At 69.4% G+C, this 12343-nt stretch carries 8 protein-coding genes; 7 read left to right on the top strand and 1 reads right to left on the bottom strand.

What is annotated here, in order from left to right; all coding sequences use genetic code 11:
* Window positions 1–17 precede the first annotated feature (17 nt).
* From BM360_RS04050 to BM360_RS04030, 5 genes are all read left to right on the top strand, one after another.
* The gene (locus tag BM360_RS04050) at window positions 18–1622 is read left to right on the top strand and encodes a TolC family outer membrane protein (RefSeq protein WP_242653307.1); all 1605 of its coding nucleotides are present in this window, start codon (window positions 18–20) and stop codon (window positions 1620–1622) included.
* 15 nt (window positions 1623–1637) lie between these two features.
* Window positions 1638–2135, top strand: a complete 498-nt coding sequence (locus BM360_RS04045) for a DUF2497 domain-containing protein (RefSeq protein WP_093311076.1) — start codon at window positions 1638–1640, stop codon at window positions 2133–2135.
* 80 nt (window positions 2136–2215) lie between these two features.
* Window positions 2216–3832: a histidine kinase famiy protein gene (locus tag BM360_RS04040; RefSeq protein ID WP_093311074.1), complete on the top strand. Its 1617-nt coding sequence runs from the start codon at window positions 2216–2218 to the stop codon at window positions 3830–3832.
* Window positions 3833–3901: 69 nt separating this feature from the next.
* The gene (locus BM360_RS04035) at window positions 3902–6520 is read left to right on the top strand and encodes a valine--tRNA ligase (protein WP_093311071.1); all 2619 of its coding nucleotides are present in this window, start codon (window positions 3902–3904) and stop codon (window positions 6518–6520) included.
* 138 nt (window positions 6521–6658) lie between these two features.
* Complete coding sequence (locus tag BM360_RS04030; RefSeq protein ID WP_093311069.1) at window positions 6659–8119, top strand: MATE family efflux transporter; 1461 nt, start codon at window positions 6659–6661, stop codon at window positions 8117–8119.
* Here the strand turns inward: BM360_RS04030 and BM360_RS04025 are convergent.
* Window positions 8116–9024 carry a diacylglycerol/lipid kinase family protein gene (locus BM360_RS04025; protein WP_093311066.1) on the bottom strand — a complete coding sequence of 303 codons (909 nt, stop codon included), beginning with the start codon at window positions 9022–9024 and terminating at the stop codon, window positions 8116–8118. The genes BM360_RS04030 and BM360_RS04025 overlap by 4 nt on opposite strands.
* Window positions 9025–9112: 88 nt before the next feature.
* Here BM360_RS04025 and hemB point away from each other — a divergent pair, with 88 nt between their 5' ends.
* Both hemB and BM360_RS04015 read left to right on the top strand, forming a co-directional pair.
* The gene (hemB, locus tag BM360_RS04020) at window positions 9113–10108 is read left to right on the top strand and encodes a porphobilinogen synthase (RefSeq protein WP_093311064.1); all 996 of its coding nucleotides are present in this window, start codon (window positions 9113–9115) and stop codon (window positions 10106–10108) included.
* Window positions 10105–12321 (top strand): fused MFS/spermidine synthase, encoded by a 2217-nt coding sequence (locus BM360_RS04015; RefSeq protein ID WP_341350578.1) that lies wholly within the window; start codon window positions 10105–10107, stop codon window positions 12319–12321. Before hemB ends, BM360_RS04015 begins: the two co-directional genes overlap by 4 nt.
* Window positions 12322–12343 lie beyond the last annotated feature (22 nt).

Raw genomic sequence — 12343 nt, 5'->3', positions numbered from 1 at the left:
TGCGCGTGGGGGGCAGCGTGCGGATCGCCATTCTTCTGGCCGGCGCCGCGCTGGCCACCACATCGGCACAGGCTGTCACGCTGCGTGAGGCCCTGGTGCAGGTCTATCAGGGCAATCCCAGCCTGACTGCGGCGCGTGCCCAGCAGCGCGCGACCGACGAGGGCGTGCCGATCGCGCGCGCTGCGGGTCTGCCGCAGGCGGGTGTGGACGCCAGCTTCCAGGAATTCGCGCTTCAGGCGACGAACAACATCGTCGCACCGCGGCGTGCGGCCAGCGCCGGCCTCTCCATCGGCGTGCCGATCTATTCGGGCGGTCAGGTGCGCAACGGCATCCGCGCCGCCGACGCACGCGTCGAGGCGGGCCGCGCCAATCTCCGCTCGACCGAAGCGGGCGTGTTCGTCGAGACCGTCTCGGCCTACATGAACGTGATCCGCGACGAGGCGATCGTCGAGCTGAACCGCGGCAACGTCCGCGTGCTGCAGACGAACGTGCAGGCAGCGCAGGACCGGTTCGAGGTCGGCGATCTCACCCGCACCGACGTGGCGCAGAGCCAGGCGCGCCTCGCCATTGCGCAGAGCCAGCTTCAGTCCGCACTGGCGCAGCTTGATGCCAGCCGCGAGAATTATCTCCGTGTCGTCGGCACCGCGCCTGCCACGCTGGATGCGCCGCCGCCGCTGCCCGCGTTTCCGGCGACGCCCGACGATGCGGTGGACGTGGCCGTGTCGAACAACCCCGCTCTGTCGCAGGCCCGCGCCACCAGCCGCGCCGCCGCGCTCGATGTCCGCGTGGCCGAATCGCTCCGCCTGCCGCGCGTGACGGCCAATGCGTCGGGCAATTACGTCAACTATCTGAACTCGATCGGCGGCGGCGGCCTGATCCAGTCGCCACCCAATTACCAGCGCTCCGCAACGCTCAGCGTCGGCGTGAACCTGCCCTTGTTCCAGGGCGGCCTGCCCGGCGCGCGCGTGCGGCAGGCGCAGGCGATCCAGAGCCAGACGCTGGAGCAGACGACCTTTGTCGAGCGCGACGTGGTGGCGCAGGCGCGCACCAATTACTCGCTATGGACTGCCGCGCAGGCGGTGATCACCTCGTCCGAACAGGCGGTCGCCGCGAACGAGCTGGCGCTGGAAGGTGTGCGGGCGGAGAACAGCGTGGGCACGCGCAACGTGCTCGATGTGCTGAATGCCGAGCAGGAACTGCTGAACAGCCGCGTCCAGCTCGTCGCCGCGCGGCGTGACGCCTATGTCGCCGGCTTCGCACTGCTCGCATCGCTGGGCAAGGCGGAGGCTAAGGATCTCGGGCTCGACGGTGGGCCGCTCTACGATCCGACCGTCAATTATCGCCGCGTGCGGAACTCGATCAACGACTGGGCGAAGGATCCCGAGCCGCAGCCGGTCGCCGCGACCACGCTCGGCGTGCCGTCGCCGACGCAGGTGACGGTGGAGCAGAACCGCGCCGCCACCGCCCCGCGCAACCGTCTGGATGCGCCCGCCGCCACGACATCGCCCGCCGCGCCGCCCGCCACCGCGCCGAACCTGCGCCCAGGCGTGCAGCCGCCGGTGACGCCGCCGGTGGCGCAGCCGCCGGGCACGCGCAGCCACGTGACAACGCCCCGATCCTAGGGCATGGTTTTGTCCATGGCCGATCTCGCCCGCGAACCTTCGATGGAGGACATCCTTGCCTCCATCAAGCGCATCATCGCCGATGACGGGGCCGCCGCCACGGCGCCGCCCGCGCGGTTGCGGCGTGGCCCGGTCGAAGTGCCCCCGGCCGGTTCGGCGACGATGGACGAGGTGCTCGAGCTGACCGAACCGGTCGCACCCGCACCCGTGACGCAGGCTCCGCCGCCATCCGGACCAAGGCTGGTTCCACCTCCTGTGGCCGAGGCGCCCGCACCGGCGGCGCCCGAGCTCGTCTCCGAGCAGGCCGCATCCGCCAGCCGCCTGTCGCTGGCGGCGCTCTCCGCACTGATCGTGTCTCCCGCTGCCGAGCCGGCGCGGGACAATACGCTGGAAGGGCTGGTGCGCGAGATGTTGCGGCCGATGCTCAAGGAATGGCTCGACGCGCGGCTGCCGGAGATGGTCGAAGGCCTCGTCGCCCGGGAGATTGCGCGCATCACCGGGCGGCAGCTCTGAGGCGGCGGCAGGCTGCTGACATTGCTGTCCCAATCTATCACGGCGCAGCAACCAAGGCGGGGTGGAGCCGTTAGGCGCTGATGTCATCCAACGATACCGAGACGGGCGCCGAGGGCGGCCCCCCTCCCACGATCGACGGCAAGGGCTCCGCCTTCGCGCAACGCGATGGGCGCGACATCTTCTTCGCCGCGGTGGAGACGACGCGCATGCCGATGATCGTCACCGATCCCGCGCTGCCGGATAACCCGATCATCTTCTGCAACAACGCTTTCTCGTCGATGACGGGCTATGCGATGGAGGAGATTGTCGGCCAGAATTGCCGCTTCCTTCAGGGGCCGGACACCGATCGCGCGACGATCGCCGAAGTTCGCGAAGGGATCGAGGCGCGGCGCGAAGTCTCGGTGGAGGTGCTGAACTATCGCAAGAACGGCTCCACCTTCTGGAATGCGCTGTTCATCTCGCCCGTCTATGCCTCCGACGGTAGCCTCGCTTTCTTCTTCGCCAGCCAGTTGGACATTTCCCGCCGCCGCGATGCCGAAAATGCGCTGCGGCAGGCGCAGAAGATGGAGGCGGTCGGCCAGCTGACGGGCGGCATCGCGCACGATTTCAACAATCTGCTGCAAGTCATCGTCGGCTATGTCGATCTGCTCCAGGCCAATCCGACGGTTCAGGGCGAACCGCGCGTCGGCCGCGCGGTGGAGGCGATCGCCAAGGCGGCCTCGCGTGGCGCGACGCTCACGCAGCAGCTGCTCGCCTTTGCCCGCAAGCAGGACCTGAAGGGGCGCATCGTCAACCTGAACGCGCTGGTCGAAGGCTTCCGCTCGCTGATCGAGCGGACGTTGAGCGGCGGCGCGATCGAGGTGCGCTACGATCTCGGCGAGGGCCTCGCCAATGCCCGCGTCGATGCGGTGCAGGCCGAGATGGCGCTGCTCAACATCCTGATCAACGCGCGCGATGCGATGCCCGACGGCGGCCGGATCACCATCCGCACCGAGAACCGGCGCGTCGAGCAGGGTGGCCATCGCCCCAGCGGTACCCAGCCGGGCGACTATGTCGCCCTCTCCGTCGAGGATGATGGCGCCGGCATCCCGGCGGACATTCTCGCCAAGGTGTTCGAGCCGTTCTTCACCACCAAGGAAGTGGGCAAGGGCACCGGGCTCGGTCTGTCGATGGTCTACGGCTTCATGAAGCAGTCGGGCGGCGGCGTGTCGATCGACAGCACCGAAGGCAAGGGCACCACCGTCACGCTGCTCTTCCCTCGCGCAGACGGCAACGACAGCACGCAGACGTCGCGCCGCCGCGATCAGCAGCCGGGCAGCGAATCGATCCTGCTGGTCGAGGATCAGGAGGATGTCGCCTTATTGGGTGAGACGATCCTGAGCGATTTCGGTTACCGCGTCACCGTCGCCAACGATGCCCGCGCCGCGCTCGACGTGGTGGAGCGGGGCGAGCCGATCGACCTGCTGTTCACCGACATCGTCATGCCCGGCGGCATGAACGGCGTGGTGCTCGCGCGCGAAGTCCGCCGCCGCCGCCCGAAATGCAAGATCCTGCTGACCACCGGCTATGCCGATAGCGCACTCGATGCCTCCGCCGAGGCGACGGAGGAGTTCGACGTGCTGCACAAGCCCTATCGCCGGCAGGATCTCATCCAGCGCGTCCGCCAGATCCTCGACGGGCCGACCGGGGTCAGTTGACCCAGTAGGGACGGAGCGGGGCGACGGACGGGTTCACCTTCCGCGCGCGCCCCGCTAAGCCCCGCGGCCATGACGATCGAGAAAACCTTCGACCCCGCCGCCATCGAAGCACGCTGGTATGCGCATTGGGAGGAGCAGGGCCGCTTCCGCCCCGAGCGCCCGGATGCCGAGCCGTACACGATCGTCATCCCGCCGCCGAACGTCACTGGCTCGCTGCACATCGGCCATGCGCTCGACAACACGCTGCAGGATATCCTCATCCGCCATGCGCGGCTGAAGGGGCGCGATGCCTTGTGGGTCGTCGGTACCGACCATGCCGGCATCGCCACGCAGATGGTGGTCGAGCGGCAGATGGCGGAGCGAGGCGAGAAGCGCACCGATCTCACCCGCGAGCAGTTCGTCGACAAGGTCTGGGAATGGAAGGCCGAGAGCGGCGGCACCATTACCCGCCAGCTCCGCCGGCTGGGCGCCAGCTGCGACTGGGCGAACGAGCGCTTCACCATGGACGAGGGCTTCAGCCGCGCCGTCCTCAAGGTGTTCGTCGAGCTGCACCGTCAGGGCCTGCTCTACCGCGACAAGCGCCTGGTCAACTGGGATCCCGGTCTCGGCACCGCCATTTCCGACCTGGAAGTCGAAACCCGCGAAGTCGCGGGCAAGTTCTGGCATCTGAGCTATCCCCTGGAGGATGGATCGGGCGCGATCCAGGTCGCGACGACGCGGCCCGAGACGATGCTGGCCGACATGGCGGTCGCGGTCCATCCGGAGGATGCGCGTTACACCCACCTCGTCGGACGTCGTGTGCGCCTGCCGATCACCGGCCGCCTGATCCCGATCGTCGCGGACGAGCATGCCGATCCCGAACTCGGCTCGGGCGCGGTGAAGATCACGCCGGGGCATGATTTCAACGACTTCGAGGTCGGCCGCCGCGCCGGCATCGAGGCGCGCGACATGCTCAACATGCTCGATGCCAAGGCGGCGGTGATCCAGACCGCCGACGGCCTGATCCCGGACGAGCTGATCGGCCTCGACGGGTTCGAGGCGCGCAAGCGGATCGTCGAGCGGCTGGAGGCTGAGGGCAGTCTGCTCCGCGTCGAGGATCGCGTGATCGGCCAGCCGTTCGGCGACCGCTCCGGCGCGGTGATCGAGCCGTGGCTGACCGATCAATGGTATGTCGATGCCAAGACGCTTAGCCGTCCGGCGCTGGAGGCGGTGCGCGACGGCACCATCCGCGTCGTGCCGGAGACGTGGAAGAAGACCTGGTATCAGTGGCTGGAGAACATCCAGCCCTGGTGCGTCAGCCGCCAGCTCTGGTGGGGCCACCGCATCCCCGCCTGGTATGACGAAGAAGGCGGCGTCTATGTCGCCGAGAGCGAGGCCGAGGCGCAGGCGCAGGCCGGCAACAGGAAGCTGACGCGTGACAGCGACGTGCTCGACACGTGGTTCTCGTCCGCGCTGTGGCCGTTCGGCACGCTCGGCTGGCCGGACGACACCGCGCTCCTGCGCAAGCATTACCCGAACGACGTGCTCGTCTCCGGCTTCGACATCCTGTTCTTCTGGGATGCGCGCATGGCGATGCAGGGGCTGCACTTCATGAAGGAGGCGCCATGGAAGACGCTCTACCTTCACGGCCTCGTCCGCGCGCCGGACGGGTCGAAAATGTCCAAGTCCAAGGGCAACACCGTCGATCCGCTCGGCCTGATCGACCGCTACGGCGCCGATGCGCTGCGCTTCACGCTGGCGGCGATGGAGAGCCAGGGACGCGACATCAAGCTCGATGAGACGCGCGTCGAGGGCTATCGCAATTTCACGACCAAGCTGTGGAATGCCGCCCGCTTCGCGCAGGCCAACGGCATCGGCGGATCGACCACGCTGGAGCCGCCCGCGGCCACGCTGCCGGTCAATCGCTGGATCGTGGCGGAGACGATCCGCACCGTGCAGGCGCTCGATCTTGCTCTGGCGGACCTGCGTTTCGACGAGGCAGCCAACGCCATCTACCAGTTCACCTGGAGCCGCTTCTGCGACTGGTATCTGGAGCTGATCAAGGGTGCGATCGACGAGGAGACCAAGGCGGTCGCCGGCTGGGTGCTCGATCAGATCCTCGTCATGCTCCACCCGTTCATGCCCTTCGTCACGGAAGAGTTGTGGCACGCGTTGGCGAATCGCCCGCACGATCTGATCGTCGGCCACTGGCCGATGGCGGATGCGCGCGCGATCGACCCGGAAGCGGCGGCGGAGGTCGACTGGCTGATCCGCGCCGTCTCCGCGATCCGTGGAGCCCGGAACGAGCTTGGCGTGGTACCGGGAGCACGCCTCACCGCGCACCTGCGCGATGCGTCGCCCGATACGCTCGCGCGGGCCGCCCGCCAGTCGGCGGCGCTGGCCCGGCTTGCCCGCGTCGACTTCTCCGATGCGCCGGCGCCCGCCGGCGGCGCGGCGCAGATGGTGGTGGACGAGGCGACGATCATCCTGCCGCTCGAAGGCGTGATCGATCTCGCCGCCGAACGCGCTCGACTTGCCAAGGCGATCGAGGCGGCGGCCAAGGAGCGGGACGCGCTGGCCAAGCGGCTCGGCAACCCCGCCTTTGTCGAGAAGGCGAAGCCCGATGCGGTCGCCAAGGCGCGCGAGGATCACGCCGCCCGCGCAGCAGAGGCGGAGCGGCTGGAGGCGGCGCTGGCGCGGCTGGGTTAGTCGTCGCCGTCTCGGCAATCCCGCCATGCCCTAAGCAGGCTTGCTCGGGTCTTCGCGCTGCGCCAAGCCAGCCGGCCGCTGGACATGCTGCCCGGTGGACTCCGGAACACATCCGGGGTGACGTCAAGGGGAAGCGCCATGCCCGAGACCGCACCGCCCCGCCGCACCGCGCGTGATCTCACCAGCGGGCCGATCACGCGCACGCTGATCGCCTTCGCACTGCCGACGCTTGCGTCCAACGTGCTGCAAACGCTGAACGGCTCGGTGAACGCCATCTGGATCGGCCGCTTCCTCGGTGAAGGCGCGCTGGCGGCGACGGTCAATGCGAACCTCGTCATGTTCCTGCTCGTCTCCGCCGTGTTCGGCTTCGGCATGGCGGCGACGGTGCTGATCGGCCAGCGTGTCGGCGCGCGGGAGCTGGACGGCGCACGGCGAGTAATGGGCACGATCTCGGGCCTGTTCGTCGCCGGTGCCATCCTCGTCTCGGTCGTCGGCTGGTTCACCGCGCCCGCGCTGTTGCGTCTGCTCGCCACGCCGGAGGGGGTGCAGCCGCTGGCGCTCGCCTATCTGCGCGTGCTGTTCCTCGGGCTGCCCGGCTCCTTCATGCTGGTGCTGTTGATGATGGGTCTGCGCGGCTTCGGCGATGCCGTGACGCCGCTCTGGTTCATGGGCCTGTCCGTGGTGATCGACATGAGCCTGAACCCCGTGCTGATCCTCGGCCTTGGCCCCGCGCCTCGCCTGGGGATTGCGGGCAGTGCGCTGGCGAACCTGATCGCCACATATCTCAGCCTCGCGGCGCTGCTGGCAGCTATCTACCTGCGCGATCTGCCGATCCGGTTGCGCGGGGCGGAGTGGCGCTATCTCCGGCCCGATCCCGTGCTCGTCCGCACGCTCGTCACCAAGGGCGTGCCGATGGGATTGCAGATGATCGTCATGTCGGTGTCCGCGCTGACGATGATCGGGCTGGTGAACCGCGACGGCGTCGTGACGACCGCCGCTTACGGCGCGATCAACCAGCTCTGGTCCTATGTGCAGATGCCGGCGATGGCGATTGGCGCGGCAGTCTCCGCGATGGCGGCGCAGAATATCGGCGCGGGGCTGTGGAGCCGGGTCGACCGGATCACCCGCGCCGGCATCATCGCCAATCTCGCAATGACCGGCGCGCTGGTGCTGGCGATCGTGCTGGTCGATCGGCAGGCGGTCGGCCTGTTCCTCGGTGCGGACAGCCAGGCGGTGCCGATCGCGGCGCGCATCCATCTGATCGCAGGCTGGGGCTTCATCCTGTTCGGCGCCACCCTCGTCCTCAATGCCACGATGCGCGCCAATGGTGTCGTCACGGCGCCGCTCGTCATCATGCTGGTCGGCCTCTTCCCCGTCCGCTTCGCCATCGCGCTGCTCGGCCGTGCGCAGCTCGGCATCGATGCGGTGTGGTGGAGCTTTCCGGCCGGGTCGGTGGCGATGCTGACGTTGACGGCGCTCTATTTCCGCCGCGGCCGCTGGCGCGAGGCGCGGATGGCGGCCCCCCTCCATGCCGTCGAGGCGGAGGAACGCGCGCTCGCCGATGCGGAAGCGTGCGGCCGTGAGGGGCCGGCGGGCTAGCGCTTCGCCGCGGCATCCGGCCGCGGTGCCGCCACCTCGATCACACCCGCCGCGATCTTCGCGGTGACGGGCGTTTCGGCCAGGATCTCGCCATCGATCGAGATGGGCAGCTTCGGCTCGGTCGAGATGCGCAGCGCCTTGCCGTGGAACTCACGCACCGTCTGGCGCCGCCAGCGCAGCTTCATCAGGCTGGCGCCCCAGCTGGTCAGCAGCCGGTGCTTGGCGTTGCCCAGCACCACCTGGACGACGATCTCGCCCGTATCGACGTCGGCATCCTCAACCAGTTCGGTACCGCCATGATAGGAGCCGTTGGCGATCCGCACCTCCACCGCGTCCATCGTCTCGGCAGAATCGCCCTCGCCGACGGTCAGGCGGAACGGCCGAAAGCCGACGAACTTCCACGCCGCCCAGGTGAGATAGCCGGGCCGGCCGAGCCAGCGCTTCAGCCGGTGCGGCACCGTCTCCGCGATCAGGGGCGCGAGGCCGATGGACGCGCAATTGGCGAAATAATCGCCGTCGATCATGCCGAGATCGATCCGCCGCCGCACCCCGTTCGCGATCACGTCGATCGCACCGTCCAGGGTGAGCGGTATGCCGAGCGTGCGGGCAAAGCTGTTGGCGGTGCCGAGCGGCAGCAGCGCGAACACCGTATCCTTGCCGACGAGATGATCGACCGAGCAGGACAGCGATCCGTCACCCCCGCCGACGATCACCATCTGCGCCCCGTCCGCCACCACCTCGCGCACCTTTTCGGGCAGGTGCGATGGATCCTCCAGCGCGTGCGCGCAGGTGATCTCCACGCCCGCCGCCTTCAGCTTGGTGCAGGCGTCGCGGAACAGATCCTGCCCCTTCCGCGACTTGGCGTTGACGATCAGCGCGGCGCGCTTCGGAAGGGGTCTGGACATGAACGCGCAACGATCCGCCCGCGAAACGGCTGCATGCCGGGCTGTTCGCATTCTTCCGCTCGCCGCACAGGCGGGCTAGGGCAGGGGCATGAGCCTTGCCGCCTTCCCCGCGCTGCGCCTCCGCCGCACGCGCGCCGCCGCCTGGAGCCGCGCCCTCGTCGCCGAAACGGTGCTGACGCCGGCCGATCTGATCTGGCCCCTGTTCGTCTCCGACGGACAGGGGGTGGAGGAGCCGATCGCCACGCTGCCCGGCGTTTCGCGCTGGTCTGTCGATCGCTTCGTCGATCGCGTGCGCGAGGCGCGCGATCTCGGCATACCCTGCGTGGCCCTGTTTCCCAACACGCCACCGGCCTTGCGCAGCGAGGATGCGCGTGAGGCGGTGAACCCGGACAATCTGATGTGCCGTGCCATCCGCGCCGCCAAGGAGGCGGTGCCCGAAGTGGGCGTGCTGACGGACGTGGCACTCGATCCCTATACCAGCCACGGCCATGACGGCATCGTCGATGCGGCCGGCTATGTGCTGAACGACGTGACCAGCGCCATGCTGGTCGAGCAGGCGCGCGTGCAGGCCGCGGCAGGATCGGACATCGTCGCGCCGTCGGACATGATGGATGGCCGCGTCGCCGCAATCCGCACCGCTCTGGAGGCGGACGGGCATCACAATGTCCAGATCATGGCCTATGCCGCGAAATATGCCTCGGCCTTCTACGGCCCGTTCCGCGATGCGGTCGGCTCGCGCGGGCTGCTGAAGGGGGACAAGCGCGGCTATCAGATGGATTATGCCAATGCCGAGGAGGCGTTGCGTGAGGTCGCGCTCGATCTCGCCGAGGGCGCGGATACGGTGATGGTGAAGCCGGGGCTGCCCTATCTCGACATTGTCCGCCGCGTGAAGGAGCGGTTCGAGGTGCCGGTCTTCGCCTATCAGGTGAGCGGCGAATATGCGATGATCGAGGCGGCGGTTGCGGCCGGCATGGGTGAGCGCGACCCCCTGGTGCTGGAAACGCTGACCGCGTTCAAGCGCGCCGGCTGCTCGGGCGTGCTGACCTATCACGCCGCCCACGCCGCACGCCTGCTGGGAGCGTGACGGACATTTCAGCTTCGGAGGCGGATGCCCGCTGGGCGCCGGGCGGCGGTGAGACGCCAGCCGGCGTGCGGCCGCTGTTCGTGCTGACCTTGCTCACCGGCTCCTTCCTGCTGTTCCTGCTGCAGCCGCTGGTTGCCCGCATCGCGCTGCCGCGGCTGGGGGGTGCGCCGGCGGTGTGGACGTCGGCCATGCTGGTCTATCAGGCGCTGCTGCTCGGCGGCTATGCCTGGGCGCACGGCCTCGCCCGGCTTGCGCCGCGCACGCAGGCGGCGCTGCACCTGCTCGCCTTCCTAGTCGCAGCGCTGTGGCTGCCGATCGGGCTCGGCGCAGGCGGGATGCCCGCGGGGGCCGATCCGGTCTGGTGGGTGCCGGGCCTGTTTCTTGCCGGCATCGGGCCCTTGTTCCTGGTCGTCGCCGCGCAGGCGCCATTGATGCAGCGCTGGTTCGCGCTGGCAGCGCCGCAGGCGGATCCGTTCCCGCTCTATGCCGCGTCGAACCTCGGCAGCTTCGCCGGGCTGATTGCCTATCCGATGTTCATGGAGCCGCTGCTGACGGTCGCCACACAGCGCTGGGTGTGGAGCGGCGGCTTCGCCCTGCTCGCGCTGCTCGCGGCCGCCTGCGCCCTGCGCCTGCCGCGCCATCTTCCGCCTGCGGCCCGGATGGAGGGCGCGGACGAGCGGATCGGGGTTCGCCGGGTGCTGCTGTGGATGGCGCTGGCGGCGGTGCCGTCGGGCCTGATCCTGTCCACCTCGACGCATCTCGGCACCGATCTGGTGGCGATGCCGCTGCTGTGGGTCGTCCCGCTCGGCCTGTATCTGCTCAGCTTCGTCCTTGCTTTCGCCCCCGGCCGCCTGGCCGATCGCATCGCCGCGCTGTTGCCGCTGGCGCTGGCGGCGGGTGCGGCGACGGCCTTCGCCTATGGCGCGGCGACCGCCATGTGGGCGATCGCGGCCGCGCTCATCTTCCTGTTCGTCGCGGCGACGGCGCTGCACCGGCGCGTCTACCTGCTGCGGCCGGCCCCCGCGCGGCTGACGCTCTATTATCTGGCGCTGGCGGTCGGCGGCGCGCTTGGCGGCCTGTTCTGCGCGGTTGTCGCGCCGATGCTGTTCGACTGGGGCTATGAGGGGCCGATCCTGATCCTCGCCGCTGCCGCGCTCGGCCTCGAGCGGCCGTGGCTGCGACTGCCGGACCGCGTGGCCACCGTGCTGGCGATCGTGGGGGCGGGGCTCGGCATCGTCGGTGCGGCGTCAGAGGCGGGCGGGCCGCTTGCCATCGGTGCGGCGATTCTGCTCGCTGCGGGGCTGCTGGCGGCGAGCGGGCGGCGCACGCTGTCGATCCTGCTCGCGCTGTCGCTGATGCTGGCGACGGGTGGCTGGCGCGCGCTGGTGATCAGTGCGGACGGACGGGTGCGTACGCGCAGCTGGTTCGGCGTCTACACCGTCGCCGATCGCGGCGACCGGCGTGAACTGATCTCCGGCACCACGCTGCACGGCGTCCAGCGCACCGCGCCCAACGAGCAGACATGGCCGATCAGCTATTATGCGCCCTCGTCCGGCGTCGGCATCGCTCTGCGCTTCGTGCCTGCACTCTATGGGCCGAAGGCGTCGGTCGGCGTCGTCGGGCTGGGGACGGGCACGCTCGCCTGCTACGCACGGCCGGGCGAGCGCTGGACCTTCTTCGAGATCGACCCCGCCATCGTCCGCATCGCCACCGATCCGGCGCGCTTCACCTTCCTGTCACGCTGTGCGCCCAAGGCCGCGATCGTGCTGGGCGATGCGCGCCTGTCGCTCGCCGCGCAGCCGCCGCACGCGCTCAACCTGCTCGCGGTCGATGCCTTCTCGTCGGATGCGGTGCCCATGCACCTGCTCACCGCCGAGGCCTTTGCCGTCTATGGCCGCGTGCTGGCGCAGGATGGCCTGCTGCTGGTCCACATCTCCAATCGCTATCTCGATCTCGAGCCGATCGTCGCGGCCGCCGCGGCGGAGGGCGGCTGGGCAGGGGCGGTGCGCGATTATGTGCCGAGCGCGATCTCGGCAGAGGAGGGGGCGGGCCGCTCGGTCTGGGTGGCGCTCACCCGCCGCACGGAGGTGCTCGACCGCCTGACCACCGATGATGGCCGGCGCGTCGGCGGCTGGACGCGTCTGCGCCCCAAACCCGGCATCCGCGGCTGGACGGACGATTATGCCAGCATCCTGCCCGTGCTGCGCCGCTGAGCGGCATGGTGCCATGACGTCA

It is taken from the genome of Sphingomonas jatrophae, assembly GCF_900113315.1.
Classification (GTDB): Bacteria; Pseudomonadota; Alphaproteobacteria; order Sphingomonadales; family Sphingomonadaceae; genus Sphingomonas_P; species Sphingomonas_P jatrophae.
Note: the sequence above shows the minus strand (reverse complement) of the source record. Positions and strands in the feature narration are given on the sequence as shown.